The 25,248-nt window shown below is 58.5% G+C and carries 24 protein-coding genes; 10 read left to right on the forward strand and 14 right to left on the reverse strand.

The window, feature by feature from the left end:
• The first annotated feature begins 122 nt into the window (after positions 1-122).
• Positions 123-1,028, forward strand: coding sequence for a LysR substrate-binding domain-containing protein (locus tag ACQUSW_RS08085; protein ID WP_428931890.1), 906 nt, complete (start codon positions 123-125; stop codon positions 1,026-1,028).
• On the opposite strand, the gene ACQUSW_RS08090 is transcribed toward ACQUSW_RS08085, so the two are convergent.
• Together ACQUSW_RS08090 and ACQUSW_RS08095 are read right to left on the reverse strand one after the other, a co-directional pair.
• Positions 1,025-1,735 (reverse strand): GntR family transcriptional regulator, encoded by a 711-nt coding sequence (locus tag ACQUSW_RS08090; protein ID WP_428931779.1) that lies wholly within the window; start codon positions 1,733-1,735, stop codon positions 1,025-1,027. The genes ACQUSW_RS08085 and ACQUSW_RS08090 overlap by 4 nt on opposite strands.
• Before the next feature lie 94 nt (positions 1,736-1,829).
• The gene (locus ACQUSW_RS08095) at positions 1,830-3,290 is read right to left on the reverse strand and encodes a CCA tRNA nucleotidyltransferase (protein ID WP_428931780.1); all 1,461 of its coding nucleotides are present in this window, start codon (positions 3,288-3,290) and stop codon (positions 1,830-1,832) included.
• Between the two features lie 62 nt (positions 3,291-3,352).
• Between ACQUSW_RS08095 and ACQUSW_RS08100 the strand changes: the two genes are divergently transcribed.
• Positions 3,353-3,847 carry an ASCH domain-containing protein gene (locus tag ACQUSW_RS08100; RefSeq protein WP_428931781.1) on the forward strand — a complete coding sequence of 165 codons (495 nt, stop codon included), beginning with the start codon at positions 3,353-3,355 and terminating at the stop codon, positions 3,845-3,847.
• Here ACQUSW_RS08100 and ACQUSW_RS08105 read toward each other — a convergent pair.
• On the reverse strand, positions 3,842-5,308 hold the full coding sequence (locus ACQUSW_RS08105; RefSeq protein WP_428931782.1) for a sulfatase family protein: 1,467 nt from the start codon (positions 5,306-5,308) through the stop codon (positions 3,842-3,844). The two genes, ACQUSW_RS08100 and ACQUSW_RS08105, sit on opposite strands and share 6 nt — an antisense overlap.
• A 39-nt stretch (positions 5,309-5,347) precedes the next feature.
• Positions 5,348-5,944 carry a PadR family transcriptional regulator gene (locus ACQUSW_RS08110; protein ID WP_428931783.1) on the reverse strand — a complete coding sequence of 199 codons (597 nt, stop codon included), beginning with the start codon at positions 5,942-5,944 and terminating at the stop codon, positions 5,348-5,350.
• A gap of 182 nt (positions 5,945-6,126) precedes the next feature.
• Here ACQUSW_RS08110 and ACQUSW_RS08115 point away from each other — a divergent pair, with 182 nt between their 5' ends.
• Entirely contained in the window at positions 6,127-7,110 is a 984-nt protein-coding gene (locus ACQUSW_RS08115; protein WP_428931784.1) for an ROK family protein, read from the forward strand.
• A gap of 528 nt (positions 7,111-7,638) precedes the next feature.
• On the opposite strand, the gene ACQUSW_RS08120 is transcribed toward ACQUSW_RS08115, so the two are convergent.
• Positions 7,639-8,694 carry an LLM class flavin-dependent oxidoreductase gene (locus ACQUSW_RS08120; protein ID WP_428931785.1) on the reverse strand — a complete coding sequence of 352 codons (1,056 nt, stop codon included), beginning with the start codon at positions 8,692-8,694 and terminating at the stop codon, positions 7,639-7,641.
• Between the two features lie 28 nt (positions 8,695-8,722).
• Positions 8,723-10,252, reverse strand: a complete 1,530-nt coding sequence (locus ACQUSW_RS08125; RefSeq protein ID WP_428931786.1) for a DUF7059 domain-containing protein — start codon at positions 10,250-10,252, stop codon at positions 8,723-8,725.
• A 100-nt stretch (positions 10,253-10,352) separates the two neighbouring features.
• Here ACQUSW_RS08125 and ACQUSW_RS08130 point away from each other — a divergent pair, with 100 nt between their 5' ends.
• The 6 genes from ACQUSW_RS08130 (at position 10,353) to ACQUSW_RS08155 (ending at position 18,232) form a co-directional block, all read left to right on the forward strand.
• Complete coding sequence (locus ACQUSW_RS08130) at positions 10,353-12,506, forward strand: DUF6049 family protein (RefSeq protein WP_428931787.1); 2,154 nt, start codon at positions 10,353-10,355, stop codon at positions 12,504-12,506.
• Positions 12,503-14,119, forward strand: a complete 1,617-nt coding sequence (gene murJ, locus ACQUSW_RS08135; RefSeq protein WP_428931788.1) for a murein biosynthesis integral membrane protein MurJ — start codon at positions 12,503-12,505, stop codon at positions 14,117-14,119. Before ACQUSW_RS08130 ends, murJ begins: the two co-directional genes overlap by 4 nt.
• 41 nt (positions 14,120-14,160) lie before the next feature.
• Positions 14,161-14,820: a YigZ family protein gene (locus ACQUSW_RS08140; RefSeq protein WP_428931789.1), complete on the forward strand. Its 660-nt coding sequence runs from the start codon at positions 14,161-14,163 to the stop codon at positions 14,818-14,820.
• A gap of 91 nt (positions 14,821-14,911) precedes the next feature.
• Positions 14,912-15,865, forward strand: a complete 954-nt coding sequence (trxB, locus tag ACQUSW_RS08145; RefSeq protein WP_428931790.1) for a thioredoxin-disulfide reductase — start codon at positions 14,912-14,914, stop codon at positions 15,863-15,865.
• A gap of 84 nt (positions 15,866-15,949) precedes the next feature.
• Positions 15,950-16,273: a thioredoxin gene (gene trxA / locus ACQUSW_RS08150; RefSeq protein ID WP_428931791.1), complete on the forward strand. Its 324-nt coding sequence runs from the start codon at positions 15,950-15,952 to the stop codon at positions 16,271-16,273.
• Positions 16,274-17,899: 1,626 nt separating this feature from the next.
• The gene (locus ACQUSW_RS08155; RefSeq protein WP_428931792.1) at positions 17,900-18,232 is read left to right on the forward strand and encodes a tryptophan synthase subunit alpha; all 333 of its coding nucleotides are present in this window, start codon (positions 17,900-17,902) and stop codon (positions 18,230-18,232) included.
• A gap of 60 nt (positions 18,233-18,292) precedes the next feature.
• Here ACQUSW_RS08155 and ACQUSW_RS08160 read toward each other — a convergent pair whose 3' ends face one another.
• From ACQUSW_RS08160 to rpmH, 8 genes are all read right to left on the reverse strand, one after another.
• Positions 18,293-19,270, reverse strand: coding sequence for a ParB/RepB/Spo0J family partition protein (locus ACQUSW_RS08160; protein WP_428931793.1), 978 nt, complete (start codon positions 19,268-19,270; stop codon positions 18,293-18,295).
• Complete coding sequence (locus tag ACQUSW_RS08165; RefSeq protein WP_428931794.1) at positions 19,270-20,211, reverse strand: ParA family protein; 942 nt, start codon at positions 20,209-20,211, stop codon at positions 19,270-19,272. The genes ACQUSW_RS08160 and ACQUSW_RS08165 overlap by 1 nt, the downstream gene beginning before the upstream one ends.
• Positions 20,212-20,427: 216 nt before the next feature.
• On the reverse strand, positions 20,428-21,060 hold the full coding sequence (gene rsmG / locus ACQUSW_RS08170; protein WP_428931795.1) for a 16S rRNA (guanine(527)-N(7))-methyltransferase RsmG: 633 nt from the start codon (positions 21,058-21,060) through the stop codon (positions 20,428-20,430).
• A gap of 15 nt (positions 21,061-21,075) precedes the next feature.
• Positions 21,076-21,564 carry a Jag family protein gene (locus ACQUSW_RS08175; RefSeq protein ID WP_428931796.1) on the reverse strand — a complete coding sequence of 163 codons (489 nt, stop codon included), beginning with the start codon at positions 21,562-21,564 and terminating at the stop codon, positions 21,076-21,078.
• A complete protein-coding gene (gene yidC / locus ACQUSW_RS08180) occupies positions 21,561-22,631 on the reverse strand; it encodes a membrane protein insertase YidC (RefSeq protein WP_428931797.1) in 1,071 nt (356 codons plus the stop codon). Before yidC ends, ACQUSW_RS08175 begins: the two co-directional genes overlap by 4 nt.
• Before the next feature lie 3 nt (positions 22,632-22,634).
• The gene (gene yidD / locus ACQUSW_RS08185; protein ID WP_428931798.1) at positions 22,635-22,985 is read right to left on the reverse strand and encodes a membrane protein insertion efficiency factor YidD; all 351 of its coding nucleotides are present in this window, start codon (positions 22,983-22,985) and stop codon (positions 22,635-22,637) included.
• Positions 22,982-23,317 (reverse strand): ribonuclease P protein component, encoded by a 336-nt coding sequence (gene rnpA / locus ACQUSW_RS08190; protein WP_428931799.1) that lies wholly within the window; start codon positions 23,315-23,317, stop codon positions 22,982-22,984. Before rnpA ends, yidD begins: the two co-directional genes overlap by 4 nt.
• Positions 23,318-23,322: 5 nt before the next feature.
• The gene (gene rpmH, locus ACQUSW_RS08195; protein ID WP_428931800.1) at positions 23,323-23,460 is read right to left on the reverse strand and encodes a 50S ribosomal protein L34; all 138 of its coding nucleotides are present in this window, start codon (positions 23,458-23,460) and stop codon (positions 23,323-23,325) included.
• Between the two features lie 305 nt (positions 23,461-23,765).
• Here rpmH and dnaA point away from each other — a divergent pair, with 305 nt between their 5' ends.
• Entirely contained in the window at positions 23,766-25,163 is a 1,398-nt protein-coding gene (gene dnaA, locus ACQUSW_RS08200) for a chromosomal replication initiator protein DnaA (RefSeq protein WP_428931801.1), read from the forward strand.
• Positions 25,164-25,248: the final 85 nt, after the last annotated feature.

Genomic DNA, 25,248 nt, shown 5'->3' on the forward strand with positions numbered 1-25,248 from the left:
GACGCAGTTACCGCAGCAACGCGTCATTGAGAGGCCATGCAAACAGTATGGCGGCAGCAACACTTCATGATAAGTACGAGTTTGTGTTGTATTCAGTGCAGTTCTGGTTCACTATTGGTGTCATGCTCGAAATGCGCCGGCTTCGCCTCCTGCGAGAATTCCAACTCCGCGGCACCCTTGCCGAGGTGGCTCGCGCTCTCTCCTATTCGCCGTCGCTGATTTCGCAGCAAATGGCGATCCTCGAAAGAGAGGCCGGTGTGCGTCTGCTTCGCCGATCCGGCCGAAGGGTTCAGTTGACGGCAGCCGGTGAGCTTTTGGCGACAAGGGCGGGGGAACTGCTCGACAGCCTCGAGCGAACAGAGGCAGAACTGTCAGCGTTCTCTGCCGAGATCGCTGGCACCGTGCGCATAGCCGTATTTCAGTCGATCGCCCACACGGTCATGCCCCGCGCTATTCGAAGGCTCCGTTCGCAGCATCCGGCACTGCGCCTCGAAATGGTTGAGCAAGAACCCGACGAGGGTCTTTTCGAAACAACGACCCGCGACTTCGACCTTGTTGTTGCCGAACAGTATCCGGGAGTCCGCCGGCCCCACCGCATCGGCCTTGATCACCAGGTGCTCGGTAACGACCCGCTCATGCTCGTCACACCCACCCAGGGCCCATTTGCCACCCGGATGCTGGCCGATCTGGCCGAGGCACCCTGGGTTGCCGAGCCGCGCACAACAGCCTCCCGCATCTGGGTCGCTCAGAAGGCACGCGAGGCAGGCTTCGAACCGGATGTGCGGTTTGAAACGGCCGATCTATTGACGCAGTTGCGACTCATAGAAGCGGGTGAAGCGGTGGGCATATTGCCGCAGCTGTTCTTAGTGGGAACACCAGCAAACGTGCGCGTGGTTCCGCTGCCGCATCCGGCGCGGCGCGAAGTGTTTTCGTCAACGCGACTGTCAGTGACCGATGCTCCATCGATCACTGCTGTGCGGGCGGCACTGTCGTCGTCGTACGCCGAAATTTTGGCCGAAGGCTTCTAGTCGTCGAGTGTGAGTGATGTTCCCGGCGTGACAGCGGGGGTCTCGGGGTACAGATCGTGCAGGTGCCCCACAATGTGGCTGTGCACAAGTTCGGCCACGCCATCGGCATCGCCATCGAGCAAGAGGTCAAGAATAAGGTGGTGTTCCGATGCTGTTCGGCGCAACTGCGGTGTTCCCAATAGCGCAGCAAGACCCGTCATCCGTGTTTCCTGACGCAGGTTTGTCACGGTCTCGATCAGACGCTGGTTGTCAAGAATAGTGAGAATATGTGAGTGAAAGTCTGCATCAGCCTGCAGGTAGCCGGTGAGGTCGCCCTCGTCGACCGCCATCACGATGTCGTCGGCCATCTGACGAAACTCACGAATCCGGTCGTGCGGAAAAATGTGCGCAACCTCACGCATCGCCGGCACTTCAAGCCAGGCCCGCAGCACAGTGACCTCATATATATCGCGATCGCTCACCGCGGTGACTCGAAACCCGCGGTTTCTTACGGGTTCAACAAAGCCACGCTTTTGAAGGTTCACCATAGCTTCGCGCACTGGCGTGGCCGACACCGAATATTGCGCGGCCAACGACGGCACAGAAACGAGTGTTCCGGGTGCAAGTTCGCCAGACACAATGGCAGCACCTACGAGAGACTCCACCTCTTCTCGTAAGTTGACACCCGTAGCCTCGCGCTCAATGCGCGCGGCAGCGGACTCACTCATGTTCCTCCCTCAGGCCGCAGTGCCCCCCATAACGTCTACCATGAAAGGCCGCTGTGGGGCCGAGAGCACTACCGGTACCGAGGAATATTGTGCGCTAATTGCCTGTGGATTCGGTAGCCGATGCGTCATCATGACGCTGCTGCCACCACTCCCGCAATCTACGCTCGGCTTCTTCTTCGCCCAGTACTCCTTCATCGAGCCGGATGTCGAGCAAGAATTTGTATGCGGCTCCTACATCCCGGCCGGGCGGGATATTCAAGATTTTTTGAATCTGGTTGCCGTCGAGATCGGGGCGTATCGCGTCGAGTTCTTCCTGCTCGCGCAGCACAGCAATGCGTGACTCAATGTCGTCATATGCTCGTGCCAGCCGGGCCGCTTTGCGTTTATTGCGCGTTGTTACGTCGGCGCGCGTAAGAATATGCAGGCGCTCCAGTTGGCCTCCCGCGTCGCGTACATACCTGCGTACCGCCGAGTCTGACCACGCGCCCTCCGCGTAGCCAAAAAACCGCAGGTGCTGCTCAACAAGCTGCGACACCGCGTCGATTGTCTCTTTATCGAACCGCAACGCTTGTAGGCGCTTGCGGGCCATACGTGCTCCCACAACATCGTGGTGGTGAAAGCTCACTCCCCCACCTTCTTCGAGTTTGCGGGTGCGGGGTTTACCAATGTCGTGCAGCAGCACAGCCAAACGCAAAACAGCATCACCGGGCTCACCGGGGTGCCGCTGCTTCTCGAGCTGCATGGCCTGTTCAAGCGCCGTGAGCGTGTGTTCATACACGTCTTTGTGATGGTGGTGCTCGTCGACTTCAAGTCGCAGGGCCGACACCTCGGGCAAAAACTGTTCGATCAGTTCGGTTTCAACAAGCAACCGGATGCCGCGCACAGGGTCATCGGTTTGCATAAGCCGCACCAGCTCGCCCTGCACCCGTTCGGGGCTCACGATCGACAGCGTGGCTTTAAGGTCGGCAACTGCCTGGCGTGTGGGCTCGTCGACAGTGAAGCCCAGCTGGGCGGCGAAGCGTGCTGCCCGCAGCATCCGGAGTGGATCATCGCCGAAGCTCTGTGCTGGGTTAGAGGGGGTACGCAATATGCCGGCGATGAGGTCTTCGACGCCACCGGTCGGGTCGACCAGTTTGACGCTGGGAACCATGAGGGCCATGGCGTTGACAGTAAAATCGCGGCGGCTGAGGTCGCCGTTAATGCTGTCACCGAATTGCACACTGGGTTTGCGCGTGGCGCCGTCATAGGCGTCGGACCGGTAGGTGGTGATTTCGACCTGTTCACCAGCGATTCGTGCGCCGATCGTGCCAAACTCTCGACCGATGTCCCACTGTGCTGTTGACACGGGGGTAACGATGCGCAGAATGTCGTCGGGTCGGGCGTTGGTGGTGAAGTCAAGATCGTGCGTGTCGCGGCCCAGCAGTGCGTCGCGTACGGGGCCGCCCACAACGGCCAGTTCGTAGCCTGCGTCGGCGAAAGCACGCGCCAGGGTAGCGACGACCGGGTTATCGGCCAGTGCGCCGAGACGAGCCAAACCTTCGGCCATATTGAGCATGGATTCCAGATTACCGGGCCGGTACGCCACCCATGACACCCGGTGGCATTAGCGTGGTTGTCATGAGCGATTCCGCGACAGTAGAAGCATTCTGGAACCAGTGCCGACAGCATCTTCCGAGCCTGCCGAGCAAGGCTCCCGAGGCATGGGCATTCGGTGCCACCCCCGAACATGCCGATGAACTGCTCGACCTGGTGATGCAGGGAATCAAGGTCGCCACCGCGTCGTCACTGTGGGACTACGAGGCCGAGAGCGAGCCACTCCCTCGCCCCGGCGACCTCAGCGTTATTCTCGATGGTTCGGGCCAACCACGTGGCGTTATTGAGACCACGGCTGTCACGGTCGTGCCGTTTGTTGAGGTCACAGCCGAGCACGCTTTTGCCGAGGGCGAGGGCGACCGTTCGCTGGCGCACTGGCGGCGTGTGCACGAACAGTTTTGGCGTACTCACGCCGTGAGCCCGCGGGGGTTCGCACCCGATATGCCGGTGGTGTGCGAAACATTCCGTCTACTGTTTCCCACGGATGCCCCGCCGCGGGCCGCCGCTATGACGCTATGAGAACTGCTGGAACCCTTCTGCCCACTCCGGGTGCGGTGTTCCTGGACCGTTGTAGGGTTCATCGCCATAGTGTTTTTGCAGCCGCGCAAGCTCGCCGCGCAGGTCAGCAAGAATCTGCGTGTAGGCCGGGTCGTCAATAACGTTGTGCAGTTCGGCCGGGTCTTTTTCGAGGTCGAATAGTTCCCATTCCATGGGGTAGTGCGTCGATGATGCACCGGGCACGCCGAGGCCATCGTTGTAATAGCAAATGAGCTTGTGGGTGAGCGTGCGCACACCATAGTGGGCCGACACGTGATGGTTGGGGTCGTCGTGTTCCCAGTATCGGTAATACATCGATGTCGCCCACTCGTGCACTTCTTCTCCGCGTAGGAGCGGGGCAAAACTTGTGCCTTGAGAAGACGGCAGTGCCGTCTCGACGTCGATACCGCACAGTTCGAGCAGTGTGTCGGCAAAGTCGATATTGGTCACGATGTTTTCTACCGCAGTACCGGGCCGGATGCTGCGCGGATACCGGAACAGTGTCGGCATTTGCAGTGACTGTTCAAACATGAGCCGCTTGTCGAACCAGCCGTGATCACCCAAGAAAAAACCCTGATCGGAGCAGTACACGACGATGGTGTCTTCGGCAATACCTGCGTCGTCGAGCCCGTCGAGAACGCGTTTGACGTTGTCGTCGATCGACTGGATGCACTGGAGATAGTTGCGCATGTAGCGCTGGTACTTCCAGCTGGCTCGTTCACGGCGTTTGTCGTCACCGAGGAGTTCCTGCGGAACCTCGTCGGGGATGTAGTCCTTGGTGAGGTCGTCGGCAATCGACATGGTGGTGCGTGACACCCATGTGCCCAGCGAAGCATGGTCGTCGTGCAGGGTTTCGGGTTCGGGAATGCTGCCCACCGGGTAAAGGTGTGAATGCTTCGGGTCGGGAACCCAGGGGCTATGCGGTGCTTTGTGGTGCACAAAGAGGGCAAAGGGTTGCTCGTTATTGCGGCGCTCCAACCAGTCCAACGCGAGATCCGTGACGATATCGGTGGCGTATCCGGCCATGCGCTGTTCGCCGTTGGGCCCGATCATGAGGGGGTCGTTGTAATCACCCTGGCCAGGAAAAACGAGCCATTCATCGAAGTTGCGGGGCTGGGCCGATTGTGATTCGCCCAGGTGCCACTTGCCAAACAGCGCCGTAGCGTACCCCTGCTCATGCAACACATCGACGAACGTGGGCACACGGTAGTCCATCTCGGAAAAGATGCTCGGAACACCATTGACGTGGCTATAGGTGCCGGTGAGAATCGATGCCCGCGACGGCGTGCAAATCGAGTTGGTGCAAAACATGGCGTCAAGGCGAGCGCCCTCATGAGCAAGGCGGTCGATGTTCGGCGTGGAGTTCACCACGCTGCCGTACGCCGAGATCGCGTGGGGCGCGTGGTCGTCAACAAGAATAAAAACAATATTGGGGCGGTTCATAGCTCTCACGGTTGCGGTTCGTTTCTTCCTGACGAGGGGTTATTCGGATGCTGCTGCAGCACGAGCGCGGGCTTCACGCGCCACGATCGTTTGCAGTTCGGCGCGCAGGGTTTCCAGCCATCCGATATACAGCGAGGTTGACTGCCAACCACGACTGTGGGTGATAAGACTGAGGTGTTCGAGCCACTCAGAATCAATCTCAGGTATCGGTTCTAACGCGGCCGGCTGATGCGGGCCCCCTTCGGCAGCGCGCTGACGCACGCGATAGTCGAGTTCGGTTTCAACAATGCGGAGCGCATACGGTGCGCCCAATTGGCCTGCGAAGTTGAGCCGCACCATGAAGTCGGGCGACATGGGGCGCGGTGCCGGTTCGTACGGACTCTCTGCCCACTCGATGAGAGCATGCCGGCCGGCTGCGGTAAGTCGATAAATTTTGGCATCCGGGGCCGACTCACGCGCGACCGTTGTGGCCTCGACCCATCCGCGGTCGGCAAAGTTAGCCAGCGCCCGATAAATGGGGGTCATGCTGGGTTTGCGGCCCAGAAACTGCCCATCGGATTCCAGCCACTTAGCCAGGCTGTAACCGCTTTGGGGTGCACGGGCCAAAACGCCCAGGAGCGGATAGTCGGGTTTCATGCGGCACTTTCTGTTTTCGAGACAGACAGCACTATACCCGTTGAGCAATAGCAGTATCTTCTTTAACCGCAAGAGCACGGTAATAGTTAAGGAGGTTGCCAAATATTACTATTACCACTTAGCATTAACACCGAGCCTTCTACCGTCGGTTCTTTGTCGTTCCCCCCTCCTCTGGAGTCGTCATGCGTGAGCTTTCGTTGTCTTCTTCTGCATCGGCAGAGCACGACGTTGTCGTGGCCCTCGACATCGGAGGCACATCGATCAAGGGTGCGCTCATGACAGCATCCGGCACCCTTCTTCATCACTGCAGCGCACCTACACCCAGCGATGACGTCATCTCGACGGTGCGAGGCGTGCTGTCGCAATTAACCGATAGTGCGCGCGGCCATGGCCTTTCTGTCGTTGCAGCGGGCGTAGTTTCGCCCGGTGTTATCGATGAAGAGCGGGGCGTTGTGGAGTACTCAACGAACCTGGGTTGGCGCGATATGCCGCTGCGTCAGCATGTGTCAGAGCACCTTTCGCTTCCGGTGACGATCGGTCACGATGTGCGGGCGGCTGGTTTAGCCGAATACCGTTTGGGTGCCGCGCGCGGTGCCCGCGATTTTGTGCTCGTCGCCTTGGGCACGGGTATTGCGGGCGCGATTTTTACGGACGGCCGGGCGCTGCGCGGCGGCACGAGTGCCTCGGGCGAGATCGGCCACATGCCCGTTTTTCCGAATAACGACCTGTGCGTGTGTGGACAGTATGGCTGCCTCGAGATCTATTCGTCGGCGGCCGGTATAGCGCGCCGATACACGGCACGTACCGGGCAGGCGCGCACCGCCAAAGAGATCGGCGAACGCTACGCAATTGATGCCGACGCCCGCGCCATTTGGGACGACGCAATCGACGCCCTCGGCTACACACTCACCTCACTGACGCTGGTGCTTGATTCAACACTGTTTGTTTTGGCTGGCGGACTCTCCCTCGCGGGCGACTCGCTCTACTCTGCCGTCCACACGGCAATTCAAGAAAAGCTTACGTGGCGTTCCGCACCACAAGTGATCGGTTCGGCCCTGCAGGCCGACGGCGGCATTCTTGGTGCAGGTTTACTTGGCTGGGACGCCATACCAACCACATTCACCACGCCGGATGCTGCGACCCAGGGTCGCTCCGCTAGCGCCTAGCGTCACGCTGTCTCACATATAGCTCGCCTACCATGGGAGTGTGGGCAAGCGAGAGAAGAAGCGTCGCCTGTGGCACGCAACACCTTGGGATGGTCAGCCAGGTTTTTGGGCTGCATGGAACCGGTTTTTCTCCCAGTTTGAGGGTCCTCCTCAGTTGGGCGATCCGAATGAAACCCCCTATGTGCCACCGGCTGACCCTCAGTGTCCGCTGTGTCGCACGTCGATGAAGCAGCACGTGATTCATCGCGGTGGCCCAAGCAAGTCAACGCGCATCGTCTGCCCGGCGTAGGGCACGCGGCTGAACAGGGAGTGCAACGCCTCGATATCAGCCGTTAGTTGCAGTACTCGGCGCCGATGCTACTCCTCGTCTCTGATGCGACGGGTGTGGCGTCGCGCTGACCCGAATGTGCCCAGGCCTGAAACTGCACGATGCCGCGAGCATGAAAGCGATTCGCAGTGAGCAGGCTCTGAACTTGCCCAAGAACTTCACTGCCCTCCGCACTCGACAAGACCCGATTCACGAACAGGTCACACGGCGTAGCCCTCGACCGGACCCTCGGTGTTCGGCTTCCAACCGAGGGCAGGGGCAACATGCTTCGCGAACGACTCGAGCACCTGCAGGTTGTATTCTGGCCCCAACTGGTTAGGGATTGTGAGCATCAAAGTGTCAGCCGCCATCACGGCTTCATCGCGGCGAAGCTCATCGATTAGAGCATCCGGTTCTGCCGCATAAGTGCGCCCAAATGTCGACCGAAGGCCATCAATTATGCCGATCTGGTCGTGGCTCTGTTCAGAACGCAAACCAAAATAGGCACGATCCTGGTCTGATACGAGCGGAAAAACACTTCGGCTCACAGAAACACGAGGCACTCGCGTGTGCCCGGCCTCGCGATAAGCCTCGCGGAATGAATCGATCTGCTCGCGCTGCAACACGTGAAACGGCTGCCCTGTTGCCTCGGTCACCAGTGTTGAACTCATCATGTTCAAACCCAACGTGCCTGTCTCGACCGCTGAGGCACGAGAACCCGAACCCCACCAGATACGATCACGCAGCCCCGGCGACTGTGGCTCGATCGCCAAATAGCGGCCCTCGCCTACAGCACGCGGGTCACCCGGCGCGATCCGTTCACCATCAATGGCCCGCAAAAATTCGGCGAATTTCTCGCGCGCCATAACACCGCCACGCTCGGTATCTTCAGCATCCGAATACCCGAATGCTTCATAACCGCGCAGTGCTGTCTCGGGCGAACCACGACTCACACCCAGCGCAATACGGCCATCAGCGATCAGATCGAGCGCCGCTGCTTCTTCAGCAAAATACAGCGGATTCTCGTAACGCATGTCAATAACGCCCGTACCAACCTCAATATGCTTCGTACGAGCCGCCATGGCCGTCAATAAAGGCATGGGTGAAGCCGCCTGTCGCGCCCAGTGATGCACTCGCACATAGGCGCCGTTCACACCGAGCTCATCTGCACCCTCGGCCAACTCGATCGTTTGCCGCAGCATGTCGCCCGCCGTGCGCGTCGCCGAACCGGGCACATCAGCGTAGTGACCGAACGAGAGAAATCCGAAAGCCTTCATGCCCACCCCAACCGTTCACAACACGCGGCTATTCCGCAGTGACCACAAAACCGTTCACAAAAAGCTCCCGCAGCTGTGGTTCAACCTCGTCCCACAGTTCGTGCGCATCAACCTCTAACAGTTGCGCAACCGCCGCCACAATCTGACTCACCGTTAATTCGCCGTCGCACGCACCCACGATGCCGGCGAGAGCCGGGTCAACCTGCACTGTGCGACAAAAACCGCCGCCCTGCCGCAGTTCAATCACGCGCGGCGCATCATGGCCAGGCATATGGTGGCGAGCCTCGGTCACATCGGCAGCGACCACAAGCCTTTCGGGTAGGCCGTCGGCTAAGGCATCCCACGCAATCAAACCGTTTTCGAGCGCTCTGCCGGGGTTGGCTAACGGCTGCTCCACTCGTTCATAGCGGGCTAGAGGCGCACGATCACCAGCATCCGGTCGTCGCAGCAGCACATAACCAAAGCCAATCGACGACACATTGCGGGCAGCAAAGTCGTCGAGCCACGCGTGCAGAAGCTGCTCAAACCGGGTGTCGAGAGTGGTGATTCCGCCGTCACGAACCCACATTTCAGCGTACGCAAGGGGCGTTAACTGTTCGCGTTCCACGACCCACGCATCCGTGCCGTCTGGCACCCATGAACGCAGACGATCAATGCCGTCATGCTCGGTGTTCGACTCCCAGTTACCCAAGAACTGCGCCACACCACCGGGCGTCAAAAACTGAGGCGCTTCGTGCACGAGCTGTTCAATCAGCCTGTCGCCGGCCAAACCACCGTCACGATATTCATACGTCGGTACCGCATCATTCCGCGGCGTGATCACAAACGGCGGATTCGAAACAACCAGGTCAAAGCTCTCGCCTGCCACGGGTTCAAACATGCTGCCGTGTCGAAATTCAATATTCCGGATGCCGGCCAGCAGCGCATTGATCTCGGCATAGGCCAGCGCGCGCTGCGAGACATCAGTGGCCACCACGTACTCGGCGCGACGTGAAAGTAAAAGTGCCTGAATACCGCATCCGGTGCCCACATCAAGTGCACGAGCGACCGGCGTTGGCACAACAACCTCGGCAAGAGTCGTCGAGGCGCCACCCACACCCAGCACATGATCCGCGGCGATCGCGCCGCCGAGGGCAACCTCATCGAGATCGCTCGCGATCCACCACTCCCCCACACCGTCGCCGTCCAGAAAAGACTGCGGGCGAACAAGCGCAGCCGGCACAACGACATCGTCGTCCTCGGCAGCAAGCCCCACGGCGCGCAAACCCTCTAGTGTCGTGCGCGGCAGCGCCGCCGCAACATCGTCGCGCGGCTGAGGCATACCCACAACAAACAAACGGGCCAGCGTGGCAAGTGCATCTGTTCGTCCCTGCAGAGCACGAACAATAGGGCTCCGGATGCCGCGGACCAAAGCATCATCGGCCTCTGCACCCCACGCTGTACGCAGCGGCTCAGAACGAAAATTGGCGGCGTCAAAGTCGGCAGCTAACGCCGCGCATACAGCGGCATCCGGGCGTGGGTTGAGATGAATGCTCACGCGCGTAACTTTACGCGGCATTACCGACAGGTGAATCTGCAGGCAACACGAGGCCACGCCGCCTAGAATCACAGAGCAGACTCTTCTCACCGAAACGGTCGGCAACGAGCACACAAAAACAATGACAGCCCCTCTTTCTCTGCGCCCTCGAGGCAAACGGATCCGCCGCTTTGTGCGCGCTTCCGCCGTGGCGCTGTCCCTACTCTTGGGTGTTGGCGCAGCTGCCGGTGGTGCCCTGCCCGCGATGGCTGACGAACCAACACCGTCGCCCACCGCCACAGTCGAGCCCGAACCGGCGATCACGCTGATTCCCGAAGCGCAGGGGCGTTACCGCAGCGGTTCACCATTTTCTGCCACTGTCGCAATCACTAATCCGGGCACGGTAGCGCTTTCTGCCAGTCGTGTGACGCTAGAAATTTCACACACAGCCCTTAACGACCGCGAAGAGGTGCTCACCTGGCTGCATGGCGACGCGTCTCCTGGCAACTTCACTCTGCTCGGCACCACGGCAACCCCCGCGATCGACCCCGACACCCAGGGATACGCCACGACGGTCGTGCCCTCGCCCGACCTCGACGCGCTCAAGCCCGGTGTCTACCCCATCCAGGCGACCCTCATGGTCACCGCCGATGACGACTCTGCATCGACGCTCACTATGGCTCGCAGCGTTGTTATCGTGCAGGCCGGTGACCTCTCACCCGTCACTACTCTCGTACCCATCACAGCAACACCCGATGACTACATTTTGAGCGTGAATGAGCTCACCGATCTCACCTCGGCCGACGGGGCCCTCACCCAACAACTGAACGCTGTTGACGGCACCCGTGCTGTATTGGCTATCGACCCGGCCATCGTCGCCGCTATTCGCCTGCATGGCGACAACGCGCCAGCCAGTTCTCAGGAGTGGCTAGCCCGGCTCGAAGCATTACCGAATGAGCGATTCGCACTGCAGTTTGCCGACGCCGACACTGCCGCCCAGGCTGCGGCAGGCCTCGATAAGCCCCTGTCCATACAGTCACTCGATGCTTTTCGTGGCACTCTGCCCACAGAAACAGATGCGCTAGCGACCCCCGACTCCGACGACTCAGATTCTGTCAACGACGAGCCCGCGCTCGACGATCTTCTCGCTGTACCTCAGGCCCGCGGCGCCGTCGTATGGCCACGCGGAGCCCTGTCTGCCAACACGGTGCAAAAAATGAATACCTTCATGGCCGAGGCCGACGAGCCCGCCACAGAGGGTGCTCTGCCGCCAGCTGCGGGAGCAACCACCCCGGTAACGATCGTGCCCTCCAGCGCGCTTGCCACCCAGGTTCCTCCGCCGGGCCCGCGTGCACGCGTACAGAACAGTGCGCTTTTGGTTACCGACAGCGAAGTCTCTGCCGCCGTGAGCATGGCAGCACAAGAGCCGGATGCCGTGCAGCGAGGTGCGCACCTGACCGAAGCCACCGCTCTGCTGTCGTTCTCCAATCCGCAACAAACAACTCTGGTGGGGTTAGACCGTAACGAGTCACGCACCGAAGACGCCCTTCGCACCGCCATCGTGGCGCTAGGTGGTGGCGCAGCGCAGAGCCTGCAACAACTGGTCGATGCGCAACCGGTGTCGGTGAGCGTACGCGACAACGACGACACAGAACGCGCCGAAGCGGTAAACAGCCTGCTCGCCGATGAACAGAAGCTGCGCCTCTTCTCCAGCATTCTCGATAACCCTGCCCAGCTGAACGACCGCGAAAGAATTGCGATTCTTCGTCTCCTCACCGTGGGCCCTCGAATTGTCACAACACCGTTCTCTGAAGCCCTCGCTCAACATCGCCAACACACGACCGACATCCTCGACGCTGTCGGTATCCAACCGTCGAACCCGATTTTGATCAGCGCCGCCGTTGATGTTCCCGTATGGGTGCGTAACGATCTGCCCTACCCCATCACGGTCATCTTGACGGCGCAGCCGCAAGACCCCCGCCTCGATGTGCAGCGCACAACAAAGATTCATGCCGAAGGCAACACCACCGAACGCGCAAAGGTGCCTGTTGAAGCACGAATTGCCAGTGGCGAGGTAGACCTCGTCATGACACTGGCGAGTACGACTGGCGTTGCCATTGGGTCGACACAGATCGCGCACCTTACCGTGCGGGCAGAGTGGGAGACCATTGGTCTCGTGGTGCTCGCGGGTGCCGCAACTCTGCTCATTGCCGCCGGAATTTGGCGGACTATTCGCCGCCGCCGCACGCAGAACACCGACCCGGATGGGTCGTCGGCCTCACCAGGAGTCTCATGAGCAGTCTCGGACGCGCGAGTGCGCTCCTTGCCGCAGGAACAATGATCTCGCGCATCACCGGGGTGCTGCGCAGTATCGTCTTAGTCGCCGTTGTTGGCGCGGTTGCTTCAAGCTCTGCGGATGCTTTTGCCGTGGCCAATCAGCTGCCCAACGATGTGTTTCAGCTCATCTCGGTGGGTGTTCTCACCGCGGTTATTGTTCCGCAAATCGTGAAAGCCGCCACCGCACGCGACGGCGGCAACGCGTTTATTTCTAAGCTTTTTACACTCGGCACCGTTCTGTTGCTCATCACAACAGGTATTGCCACACTCGCCGCACCGTGGCTTGTTTCGCTCGCCGCCGATGGCACCGCAGCTCAACAGGCTTTAGCCACCGCTTTTGCGTACTGGTGTCTGCCACAAATTTTCTTCTACGGCGTGTACGCACTCGTCGGTGAAACACTCAACGCGCGGCGCATATTCGGCCCGTTCACGTGGGCCCCCATCGCCAACAACATCATTTCGATTATCGGTTTTCTTGCGATCATCGTGGTTTTTGGCACCGACCTCAGCGAGGTCGACCAGTGGACGCCCGGCATGATCGCCGCTCTCGGCGGCACCGCAACAGCCGGAATCGCTGTGCAGGCCGCCATACTTCTCTTCTTCTGGAAGCACACCGGCATCCGGTTACGCCCCGATTTCCACTGGCGCGGCGTCGGTCTCGGCGAAATTGGCCGCCTCGCCGGCTGGACCTTTCTTATGGCCCTGGTGAGTGTGATCGCAGGTTTTGTGCAGACCCGGATTGCCTACTGGGCTTCGGATGCTGGTTCTTCTGTCGCCGTGATGATGAATGCGTGGCTCGTGTTCATGCTCCCCTATTCGGTGATCGTGCACTCGATTGGCACCCCGTACTTTACGCAGCTGAGTGAGCATGCTGTGGCCGGACGCCACGAAGACGTGCGCCGCGATATTAGCCGCAGCATCCGGACTCTCGGCTTTTTTCTTATGGGTGCGCTGGCTGCTGTTGTGGCAGCGTGTGTGCCGGCGTCACGCGTATTCACCCGGTCATCCGGCGACGCGGTCGAGGCGGCTGTCGTACTGCTGTGTTATCTGGCAGGTCTGGTCTCGTTGGCCGTGCTGTTTATTGTGCAGCGCACATTTTATGCCTATGGCGACACCCGCACGCCGTTCTGGTTCACACTTTTTCAGTGCGTTGTGATCGCTGCCACCGCGCTGGGTGCAGGCGCCCTCGTAAAGGCCGAAGTTTTACCACTGCAGTTCTTGGCGGCGGGCATTGCGCTGGGTCAATCGATCGCCGGAACGCTACAAACGATTGTCGCCACGTGGCTGCTGCACCGCCGCCTCGGCACGATCGGCACGGTCACGTGGATGAAGGCACTCGGCCGATTTGCTGTTGCCGCCGCGCCCGCCGCTCTTGCCGGATGGACCGTGTTCTTGCTCATGGGTGGTGTCTCGGGCTGGACTGCGTCAAGCCAGTTGATGGGTGCCGTGGGTGCCGCAACCATTGGTCTTGTGGCAGTCGCGGTGTATGTGGCGGTGTTGGCGGTGCTGCGTGCACCCGAACTTTCTGTTGCCAGCGGTCTCGTCAAGAGACTGCTGCCCACACGACGCTGACCGGTTCGGTCGCTCGCCTGACGGTTGGGTAGCCTCGAAGGGTGACCACCGACCGCGAATATCCTGCCACCATCGCTCGGGCGCTCGAATACGAGATGGTGATTAAAAAGTCTCGGTTTATCACTCATCTTTCGCCCGTCACGTCAATCGACGAGGCAGAGTCGATCATCGCCGCCATCAAGAAAAAGGCGTGGGATGCCACACACAACTGTTCAGCGATGGTGACTGGGCTGCTTGCCGACCAGGCACGTTCGTCTGACGACGGCGAGCCCTCGGGTACCGCAGGGATCCCCATGCTTGAGGTTCTTCGCCGACGCACACTCACCGACATCGTGGCCGTCGTCACCCGCTACTACGGTGGTGTAAAACTGGGTGCGGGTGGCCTGGTACGCGCCTATTCTTCTGCTGTTTCCGAGGCCCTCGACACAGCATCGTTTGTTGAGCGCCGGATGCTGCGCCAATTTACGGTCGCTGTCCCCCATGCCGACGCCGGTCGTATCGAGAACCTTGTCCGCGACTGGGTCGAGTCTCATGAGGCGTCGCTGAGCGATACGGAATATGGTGCACAGGCCGTGCTCTCCGTGTGGATTCCGCCGTCACAAGCATCCGGTTTTCATGACCTCATTGCCGCGGCCTCGGCTGGGAGCCTTATGGCACTCAGCGGCGATGAGCGAATCATCGATATTCCCGCTGCTCTGTAACCCGCGGCACATGTTTCACGTGAAACATGTGCAGGCTTCTGGAATATCACGCGACTACCATGTGTTGAAGCACGCGAACGCGAGGAGAGAGATGCACCAGCTCATCATCATTGGTTCTGGCCCGGCAGGCTTTACTGCTGCCATCTATGCAGCACGGGCAGGCCTGGAGCCGCAGCTAGTTGCCAGTTCGGTACAGGTGGGCGGTGAGCTCATGAATACCACGGATGTCGAAAACTTCCCCGGGTTCCCCGAGGGTATTCAAGGACCCGACCTCATGACCAAAATGCAGGAACAGGCCGAAAGGTTCGGCACCACCGTCATCTACGACGACGTCACCGAGCTTGAGCTTTCGGGACCAGTCAAGCGTGCCACCCTGAGTGACGGCACGGTGCTCGAAGCCCAGGCACTCATTTATGCCACCGGCTCTGCCTATCGCAAGCTCGACGTGCCCGGCGAAGAAAAGCTGACAGGGCACGGTGTTTCGTGGTGTGCCACCTGCGACGGATTCTTCTTCCGTGAGCGAGCGATCGCCGTTGTGGGCGGGGGCGACTCGGCCATGGAAGAAGCCACCTTCCTTACTCGCTTTGCTGACAAGGTCTACGTTATTCACCGCCGCGATTCGCTTCGCGCTTCAAAGATCATGCAAGATCGAGCTTTTGCTAACGACAAGATCGAGTTCATTTGGAACGCCGAGGTCACCGAGATTCTTGGCGATGCAGAGGTTTCCGGCGTGCGTTTGCTCGACACCGTCGATGGTTCAGAGCGTGACCTGAGCGTCGAGGGCGTGTTTATCGCTATCGGTAACGACCCACGCACGCACCTCGTTCACGGCCAGCTTGATCTGACCGATGAAGGCACCATTTGGGTTGATGGCCGTTCATCGCGCACCTCTATTGAAGGTGTTTTCGCCGCTGGTGATGTGATCGATCCGCACTATCGTCAAGCAGTAACCGCGGCAGGTTCCGGAACAGCCGCGGCCCTCGATGCCGAGCATTTCTTAGCTGCCGCGGCCGACGCGCCAGCACTGGCCACCGCCGCCGATTAATTCACCCGGGAACACAATCATCGTATGGGGCGTTGAAAACTAAGAACGCCACTCCCCTCCCCAGTAGCTTTTCAAGGAGAATTTATGACTGCTCAAGCAACAACTCAGGCCACATGGGATGCCGATGTTCTTCAAGCATCCGGCCCCGTGCTTGTCGACTTCTGGGCTGCCTGGTGTGGCCCGTGCCGACAGGTGGCGCCCATCCTCGACGAAATTCAGACCGAGCACGGAGACAAGATCACCGTACTCAAGCTGAACGTTGACGAAAACCCTGACCTCGCTATGAAGTACCAGATCACCTCGATTCCTGCCATGAAGGTGTTTGAAGGCGGCGAAGTGAAGCAGACGATCATTGGCGCTAAGGGTAAGGCGGCGCTCGAAAGCGATCTGGCTGCATACCTGAAATAGGCTTTCCTTTCGCACAGGCCCGCTTCTCACCGAGAGGCGGGCCTGTGTGTTTCACGTGAAACATTGGGGGTCGTACTGTGCCCTTCTCTCGGGTTGCGCGAGCGCACTGCTCTCCCTCCACTCCCCCACACCCAAGATCGGGACTTCTCTTCACTGAATTGCAGCGCCGGGTAGAGGATCACGGTGGGTCGTAGAGGATCACGGTGGGTCGTAGAGGATCACGGTGGGTCGTAGAGGATCGCACAGGCTCGTAATGAATCGCGTTAGCTCGCACCACGGTGCAGGGCAGCACGCAGCGCCTACGATCCAGGGTCGCCTCTGCGATGCAGCGCTTCCTCGTATGATTCAGGTTCTTGTTTTTCCATAGGCGCCTCCTGGGTATTGGTAACGAGCATGACGGGTTCTCGTCTCACGCGAGTAGGTATTTCGCACCAGTATCGAGCGTCACGAGCACCCATCCTGCATACGGAACACTTCTTTGTCTGATCGGATCGCGGTCGATGCCTAACGACCGCAACATCAAAGCCAGCAGCACCAGATTCCGGACCGATACCGGCACGCGATTAGACAGGATGCCCCTGCTCATCTAGTGGCGATACTCCGAAAGGGGCAGCGTCGCCTCTCGACCGAATCGTTCATGTCGCGCCCGCCACACCGCGCAGGCAATCTCCTCGTGTTTCACGTGAAACATCGTGCTGTGCTCCGACGCCTGCACTAGCGGCGACTTGGTTAGCAACGGTCGTTCGCTGCTCTGTCCAGCATCTCACGGTGATTTTTTCATCACTGTTCACGATCACTCCTGGCCTGGTTCACAGCAGCGATCTTCGCGCGGCGCCCCTCAGCGACGACGTGCATCGAGCATGAGCGGTGGCAAACTCCTCTCCGAAAGCGAATAGCCACGGCCGATCGAGAGAAATTCGTTTGCAGCGATCAGCCGCCTGTTAACCACCACTCCACCGTGTGTGGTCTCGGTCGATGCGCACTACCGAATCACGAGGTCCAGCACAAAACCATTTACTCTCAGTGACACTCAGCTACTCGGTGACAGCCGGGGCAAGGCGCAACCACGTGGCTAAATCCCGGTGCAAGAGTCGCGGCCACAGTCACCGCTTCGTGGCGTTCGATGCACTGCATCGTTCGCAGAATGTTTCACGTGAAACTCCCGCGACCACTGTAAACGTCGATCTCCGCATCTCGTGGGTGCCCACAGCATTCGATCCGGCGAGCGGGCGCCTCATCTTATAGTCAGCTCAACACTCTCGAATTTGCCTCGAACAACGCTGCGAACGGACGGTACTTTGCTGAATCCATACCCATCATCCACAGTGGCACCAGCACGCAAAGGAACGGATCACCGTCGCAAGACGATCGCCCAGCAGCTCATTACACGGATGTTATTCACAGAGTTATCCACAGGCCACTCGTCTTCTAAATTGATCCAACTTCCGCTCCACGCAAGGGATCCGATGCGATTTCGGGCACCCGCTGCCCCAGCACTTGTACACAACTCCACAACTTCTGCACAGTCTAAAATTTCTGCACAGTCTTGCGCGCCGCAACTAGCGACGGTCTACTTCTGATTATCACCGCGACGCCTCTGATCTCCACAGCACATAGGCTAGATAAGTGCGCGAAGAACATCACCCCCGAGCAAGCTTAGAAGTCCTGCGCGCCGAAGCCGAAGACGAGCGTGACGTACTTATTCTCGAACGTCTTCGTGGCGGAGAAGACCCGTGGGAGTTCATGGATGACTTACCGAGTATCGATGAACTGGTTGTACTCCTTCTCCGTGCCGATCACCTCGCAGAGTATCCGCAAACATTATCGACGAGGGATGCAGAGTTCACCCTCCTTCGTGGAATTGCACTGAGTTACCCTGAGCTGACTCCCGCCGTGTGGCGCTTGCTCGGCTCCGACGAGGCCTATCGTTCGTGGTCGCTGACATCGCGTGAGGAATAACGATTAAGGGTCGGGATGTTTCACGTGAAACATCCCGACCCTTACTGGCGCAGATGAAAGCTAACCGCCAAAGCCTTCCGCGCCGATATCATCCAGGATGCGGTTGAGGTCTTGAATAGACGCGAAGTCGATACTGATCTGCCCCTTACGAGCACCTAACGAAATACGCACGCGGGTATTCAGTCGATCGCCCAGCTTTGCTGCGACATCGTCGAGGTACGCGCGTCGCGCGCCGGCCTGTGGCTTCACACTCTTTGATGCGGAATCGACTCCGCTCTTGGCCGCTTCTTCAGCAGCCCGCACCGACAGCTCCTCGTTGACAATCTTGTTCGACAGCTGCTCCATGGCATCAGCAGTGTCGAGCGAAAGAATGGCGCGTGCGTGGCCTGCTGAAAGCACACCCGCAGCAACCTTTTGCTGCACGGGCACCGGGAGCTTCAGCAACCGAATAGTGTTGCTGATCTGTGGACGGGACCGACCAATGCGTGTAGCCAACTGTTCTTGAGTGATGCCGAAATCATCCAAAAGCTGCTGGTACGCCGATGCTTCTTCGAGCGGATTGAGCTCGGACCGGTGGAGGTTTTCCAGAAGCGCATCTCGAAGCAGATCTTCGTCCGCTGTTTCGCGCAGAATGGCAGGCATCGTCGAAAGACCAGCCTCACGCGCCGCGCGAGTGCGACGCTCTCCCATGATCAACTCATAGTTGCCGTCGGCGTTTCGACGAACCACAATCGGCTGCAAAACACCAAACTCACGCACGCTGTGCACGAGTTCTGCAAGGTCGTCTTCATCAAAGTGCGTTCGTGGCTGACGTGGGTTAGGCACTACCTGCTGCGGATCAACCTCAATCAGCCGTGCCCCAGGAACAGAAACGAGATCTTCTGAGGCTGCCGACGTCGCCTCTGCCTCACTGGCCGATGCTTCACCAATCTTTGCACCGGGAAAAAACACGTCAACCGGTCGAGCCGCCGCAGGCTGCCCATCTGATGTAGGAATGAGAGCACCTATCCCCCGACCCAACCCCGTACGTTTAGCCATTAGTTGCTCACTTTCTGTTCTGAAGAGTCGTCGCCCGCCATAGCTCGCTGCGCAATCTCTACCGCAGCTTCGCGATAAGCCACTGCACCAGCCGACTGCCCGTCGTAAGAGATCACCGTTTGCCCAAAGCTCGGTGCTTCAGAAACACGCACAGAACGTGGGATCACGGTGTCTAGCACAGCATCCGGAAAGTGACTGCGAACTTCGTCGGCAACTTGCTGTGCCAACCGGGTTCGTCCGTCGAACATTGTCAGCAGAATTGTAGAGAGGTGAAGTTGTGGGTTGAGGTGCTTTTGAATGAGCCGGATGCTACCCAGGAGTTGGCTTAGCCCCTCCAGCGCGTAGTACTCGCACTGGATAGGAATGAAGACCTCGGTTGCCGCCGTCAACGCGTTAATTGTGAGAAGGCCCAGCGACGGTGGGCAGTCAATAATGACAATATCTACGTCGTTGTCGTTCAGGTAAATATCAAGAGCAGTGCGGAGTCGATGTTCCCGAGCAACCTGTGACACTAATTCAATCTCGGCTCCGGCCAAGTGAATGGTGCTCGGTGCACAGAGCAGCTGAGGCGACTCTGGGCTTACCTGAATCACCGACTCCAGTGATTCCTCGTTGATCAAGACGTCATAGACACTCGCCACATCAGCGGAGTGAGGCACTCCTAGAGCCGTCGACGCGTTGCCCTGCGGATCCAGATCAATCACGAGAACGCGAGCACCCAGATGTGCCATCGCCGAAGCAATGTTCACGGTGGTAGTTGTTTTGCCGACCCCGCCTTTTTGGTTAGAAATTGTAAAGACCCTCGTTGGTCCTGAAAAAGACACACGAGCAGTATCAAGCGCGCGGCGGCGAGCACTGAGGTCCGCCAACTCATGGGCCAGAGGCGTGTCATCAAAACTCGGCGAGGCTGCAGTCCCCTGCGTTTGTTTCACGTGAAACACTCACTCCTTCCCACCATGAATCCCATCCCACTCTAATCGGATGATCTGACATCTCACAGAGCTACTCACAGAAAGTTTCACGTGAAACATTCTTGAATTTCCCGACTCATGGCCGCGTGATCACCACGGAGGGAGTCACAGCGATCAAACTGTTGAGTAATCCGACTACCAGGACTTCATGAGCAGAGCACCGTGAGCTCACGAGCAGCAGGAAAACTAGCGAACCGTTGCACGCACGACACGCGTCGTTTCTGAAAGCGTCTCTTCTCCGAGAACCTCAACACGAACACTGCTCAGTTTGAACTTCTTGATCTGTTTCTGAGCGGCGTCTATTTCATTGGCAGCGTTCATGCCCTTGAGTAGCGCAAGTTCGCCACCGTCGCGCACCAACGGCGAGACTACCGGTATCAGCGTTCGCAGGGCACTGACTGCACGCGCAGTTACAACATCGAACTCAGCCAGAGGTCGAACGTCTTCTGCTCGCGAACGAAGCACGGTAACGTTCGTCAGCGCTAACTCATTGACCTGCTCGTTCAGCCAAGTAATACGACGTTCCATCGGCTCGATAAGGGTCCACTCTACGTCGGGGCGCGCGATAGCGAGCACCAACCCCGGCAACCCCGCGCCTGAACCAACATCAGCCGAGCGGCCGTGAAACAGCGGTGCCGCAATTGCGCTGTTGAGAATGTGCCGTGTCCACAGACGTGGCATCTCGAGAGGACCAATGAGCCCTCGTTCCTCACCCTGGTCGGCCAGGGCCGCGGTAAATGCCCGCGCCTGGTCGATGCGTTCACCGAACAGCGTTTGAGCCGCGGCGGGTTCTTCTTCTACTTCGTGAATCTCAGACATGTTTCACGTGAAACATCAGCGGCGACGAATGACAGTGTGGCGCTCAACGCCATCACCATACGACTCAGAGACAAGACCTTTTTCGGCCACAATGTCATGTACAAGCTTGCGTTCATAGCTCGACATTGCGGGCAGTGAAGCCTGCGATGCCCCATCGTCCAGTTTTTCTACTGCGTGGTCTACCAGCTTTTCAAGCTGACGACGACGAGTGTCGCGCGAACCTGCCACATCGAGAATGAGTCGCGAGAACTGGCCCGTCTGGTTCTGTACCGCGATACGTGTCAGTTCTTGAAGCGCCTGAACCGTCTCGGGAGCAGATAAGACACGAAGAGAGTCTGACTCGTCTTCTACCGACACATATGCGCGCCCATGTTTGACGTCGAGAGTCAGATCGCCATCGAGGTCAGCAATATCCAGCAGACCCTCGATGTAATCAGCGGCAATATCACCCTCACGCTCAAGAAGCTCCTGCGTGGGCTCCTCGATCACAGTGTCGTTCGTCATGACGTGGTGTCACCCTTCTTCTTCGCACGCTTTTTACCCATGGGCTGTTGACGTTTAGGCGTGGAAGCACGTGCACGTTCGGCCTCTTCTAGCATCCGGCGCTGTTCTTCTTCGTACACCGCTATAGGCACAACCTTGCCCTCTGCGTTAATGGCTTTGCCCTTACGAGCAAGGCGCTCTTCTCGCGCCTTCGCAGCATCCGATCCCGGTGTGGGCATCTCGCGAAGCACAAGGAACTGCTGCGCCATGGTCCACAAGTTGCTGATGAACCAGTAAATAACAACACCCAGCGGGAAGAAAACACCGGAGAAGATAAAGCCGAGCGGAAGAACATACAGCATGATCTTCTGCATCTGATAGGCCTGGCCGACCTTTGCTTCCGGCGCGAGGTTCTTCGAAATAATCTGCAGCTGCGTAATGAACTGCGACGAGATCATCAGGATCACGAGAATCACGAGAATAGTCACCGTGATGTGCCAGCCGTCAGGCTTCGTCTTTACCGCGTCAATCAAACTCGTGTGCAGCGGAGCAATACCGAAAAGCTTCGCTTCATAGAACTGCTGAGTCAGCTCGGCACTGAGCATCCCCACGCCACCGCGACCCGACTGCGCATGTTTGCGGATATCGCTGAGCGTATAGAACATACCCAGCAAGAACGGCATCTGAACGAGAAGCGGTAGACAGCTCGAAAGCGGTGTTGTGCCGTGCTTCTTGTACAGGCTCATCGTCTCGCGACTCATTGCCTCACGCGAGAGCTGGTCACGCTTGCCCTTGTACTTCTCCTGAACTTTTCGCAGTTCAGGAGCAATTTCCATCATCTTTCGCTGGCTCTTGATCTGTTTAACAAACAGCGGGAACACCGCTGCTCGCACGACGATCACGAGACCGACAATAGAAAGTACCCAGGTGAGTCCTGCAGCATCCGGCAAACCAATGGTTGTCAACAACCAGTGCCAGGAAACAAGGATCACCTCGATGACGAACTTGAACGGCCACATAATGATGCCGAAGAAGCCGCCCGAGTCATCCGGGGCGGCAGAATTCGCTAGAAGGAGGTCGAGACCCACCGATCAATCCTTTCGAGAGGGGACGACGAACCCTCGGGGCGTGAGGGAATAACGAAAGTCTGCGCGCATGGTGACATCATCGACACCACCCTTGCTCCACGGATTGCACCGCAGAACTCTCCACACAGTCAAGGCAGTCCCCTTTATGGCGCCGTGCTGTTGCACGGCGGTTACAGCGTAGGCCGAGCATGACGGAAAATACCGACATACGTCACCGTACAGCGGTGAGATCGCCCAACGGTAAAGCGTAAGAAAACCAATAACGCCGTTACGAGGGAGCAACGAGATGCCACGCGCTAAATCACGGGCGTGCACACGAGCTTCACCCACCGCATACGACGGTAAAACACTCATGACAAACCTCGCGTAATGCCTCGATTAACCTCGTGGCGTAGCTCCGCGAACGATGCCTCGGCTGCCCGAGGAAGAGCGCGTATAACAACGTCGGTTCCCGCAGGGACTGTGTCAGATATATCGAAACAGATCGCTTTCAGTCGGCGACGGACGGTATTGCGGACAACCGCCGTACCGACCTGTTTACTCACGATAAATCCAAACCTAGGTGCGCGGACGCTACCGCTGGCCATCACCGACGTCACAACAAAAGCGCCGCCGCTCCGCTTACCGCGGCGAACAACTAGTCGATAGTCGCTCCCCTGGGTTAAACGAAGCGGTCGGGCAAGCACGACGCTTAGGCCGAAAGGCGCGAGCGGCCCTTCGCGCGACGAGTCGCCAGAATGCTGCGACCTGCGCGCGTGCGCATACGAGCGCGGAAGCCGTGCTTCTTGGCGCGACGACGGTTATTAGGTTGGAAAGTGCGCTTGCTCATAGGTATCTCCGGAGTTGCTGTCTCCGAGATAGCTGCGACCGGAGACAAACGGGATCAGGTGCCATAAAGGCATAAGTCAACCGATTTAGGGTACGTCTTCCCGACGCACATGGCAAACTCGACCCGGTCCGTGGCACTATTATCCACAGGTTTCACAGCTGTCATCACTGCGACACGCATAGCTATGCTTCCGCGTCATGACGGGGAGAGGTTGCTCTCCTGCGTGTACCTGGCTAGCGTGGCACGAGCAGTTATCCACAGGTGAAGCACTCTGATTCTTCACCGTTCCGAGCATCCGGAGCACCATGACGACACCGCCATCCCCTGAAGTTCCTATCTGGAGCAAGCTCTTGGAGACCCTTCAGGAGGATGAGCGAGTCACCCCACCACTTCACGGGTTCTTGAGTCTCGCGGTACCGGCCGGCGTCATGAGTTCGACTCTGTATCTTGATGTACCGAATGATCTGACGGCCGCTCAGATCAACAAGCGACTTCGGATGCCCATCATGGAAGCCCTTGCCGCTATTGGCGACGAAGTCACGTCATACCGAGTTGTGGTGAACCATGAGCTTGCTGAACAGGCAGAAGAGCCAATGACTCTGCCTGATTTCACGGCTCCTGTGGAGAACCGACCCGAGTCGCCCTTCGAGACCGCGTCTCCTGTTCGCCACGATTCGCGACTCAACCCCAAATACACTTTCGACAATTTTGTGATCGGCCAGTCCAACCGTTTCGCTCATGCTGCTGCTGTAGCGGTGGCCGAAGCACCGGCGAAGGCATACAACCCTCTTTTCATCTATGGTGACTCCGGTCTCGGCAAAACTCACCTGTTACACGCGATTGGTGACTACGCGCAGTCGCTCTATACCGGTGTGCGCGTGCGCTATGTCTCCAGCGAAGAGTTCACGAATGACTTCATCAACTCCATCGCAAACAACCGCGGCAATGCGTTCCAGGCACGGTACCGTGACGTCGACATTCTTCTGATCGACGATATTCAGTTCTTACAGGGTCGAGCAGAAACTCAAGAGGCGTTCTTCCACACGTTTAATACGCTGCACGACCACAACAAGCAGGTCGTTATCACCAGTGATGTTGCGCCGAAGTTTCTGACCGGGTTTGAAGACCGCATGCGCAGCCGCTTTGAGTGGGGTCTCATCACGGATGTGCAGGCACCTGATCTAGAAACTCGCATCGCCATCTTGCGGAAGAAGGCTCAAAGCGAGACGCTGCACATTCCCGACGAAGTACTCGAGTACATCGCCACGGTTGTTTCTTCGAACATCCGTGAACTCGAAGGGGCACTCATCCGGGTATCGGCATTTGCCAGCCTCAATCGGTCAACGCTTGACATGAGCCTGGCTCAGACGGTTTTGCGTGACATTGTTGACCAGGCCGAAGACAACATTGTGTCTCCCACCGACATCATCACGGCCACGGCTGCGTACTTTAAGCTCACCGTCGATGACCTCTACGGATCAAGTCGGTCGCAGCAGATAGCAACAGCCCGCCAGATTGCGATGTATCTCTGCCGTGAGCGCACAAGCTTGTCACTGCCGAAGATCGGCCAGCTCTTTGGTAACCGTGACCACACGACTGTCATGTACGCGTACAAGAAGATCAGCGACCTTATGAAAGAACGTCGTTCGATCTACAACCAGGTCACAGAAATCACCACGCAGCTCGGCCGTGGTGGTCGCTAGCAGCATCCGACACGCAGAAAAATGTCTCTTCCCGCACACTGTGGGGAGAGATTTTTTCTTGTTATTGCTTGTGGATAACCTGTGG

The organism is Microbacterium luticellae, from assembly GCF_050408645.1.
In the GTDB taxonomy this organism is placed as follows: Bacteria; Actinomycetota; Actinomycetes; order Actinomycetales; family Microbacteriaceae; genus Microbacterium.

Bases quoted from the DNA above. Each gene is read 5' to 3' on its own strand.
- ACQUSW_RS08115 (WP_428931784.1), top strand. From the start codon at position 6,127: ATGCGTGAGCTTTCGTTGTCTTCTTCTGCATCGGCAGAGCACGACGTT.
- murJ (WP_428931788.1), top strand. From the start codon at position 12,503: ATGAGCAGTCTCGGACGCGCGAGTGCGCTCCTTGCCGCAGGAACAATG.
- ACQUSW_RS08100 (WP_428931781.1), top strand. From the start codon at position 3,353: ATGAGCGATTCCGCGACAGTAGAAGCATTCTGGAACCAGTGCCGACAG.
- ACQUSW_RS08120 (WP_428931785.1), bottom strand. From the start codon at position 8,694: ATGAAGGCTTTCGGATTTCTCTCGTTCGGTCACTACGCTGATGTGCCC.
- ACQUSW_RS08175 (WP_428931796.1), bottom strand. From the start codon at position 21,564: ATGACGAACGACACTGTGATCGAGGAGCCCACGCAGGAGCTTCTTGAG.
- ACQUSW_RS08090 (WP_428931779.1), bottom strand. From the start codon at position 1,735: ATGAGTGAGTCCGCTGCCGCGCGCATTGAGCGCGAGGCTACGGGTGTC.
- ACQUSW_RS08105 (WP_428931782.1), bottom strand. From the start codon at position 5,308: ATGAACCGCCCCAATATTGTTTTTATTCTTGTTGACGACCACGCGCCC.
- trxA (WP_428931791.1), top strand. From the start codon at position 15,950: ATGACTGCTCAAGCAACAACTCAGGCCACATGGGATGCCGATGTTCTT.
- ACQUSW_RS08085 (WP_428931890.1), top strand. From the start codon at position 123: ATGCTCGAAATGCGCCGGCTTCGCCTCCTGCGAGAATTCCAACTCCGC.
- dnaA (WP_428931801.1), top strand. From the start codon at position 23,766: ATGACGACACCGCCATCCCCTGAAGTTCCTATCTGGAGCAAGCTCTTG.
- ACQUSW_RS08160 (WP_428931793.1), bottom strand. From the start codon at position 19,270: ATGGCTAAACGTACGGGGTTGGGTCGGGGGATAGGTGCTCTCATTCCT.
- trxB (WP_428931790.1), top strand. From the start codon at position 14,912: ATGCACCAGCTCATCATCATTGGTTCTGGCCCGGCAGGCTTTACTGCT.
- ACQUSW_RS08110 (WP_428931783.1), bottom strand. From the start codon at position 5,944: ATGAAACCCGACTATCCGCTCCTGGGCGTTTTGGCCCGTGCACCCCAA.
- ACQUSW_RS08125 (WP_428931786.1), bottom strand. From the start codon at position 10,252: ATGCCGCGTAAAGTTACGCGCGTGAGCATTCATCTCAACCCACGCCCG.
- rsmG (WP_428931795.1), bottom strand. From the start codon at position 21,060: ATGTCTGAGATTCACGAAGTAGAAGAAGAACCCGCCGCGGCTCAAACG.
- ACQUSW_RS08130 (WP_428931787.1), top strand. From the start codon at position 10,353: ATGACAGCCCCTCTTTCTCTGCGCCCTCGAGGCAAACGGATCCGCCGC.
- yidD (WP_428931798.1), bottom strand. From the start codon at position 22,985: ATGAGTGTTTTACCGTCGTATGCGGTGGGTGAAGCTCGTGTGCACGCC.
- rpmH (WP_428931800.1), bottom strand. From the start codon at position 23,460: ATGAGCAAGCGCACTTTCCAACCTAATAACCGTCGTCGCGCCAAGAAG.
- ACQUSW_RS08095 (WP_428931780.1), bottom strand. From the start codon at position 3,290: ATGCTCAATATGGCCGAAGGTTTGGCTCGTCTCGGCGCACTGGCCGAT.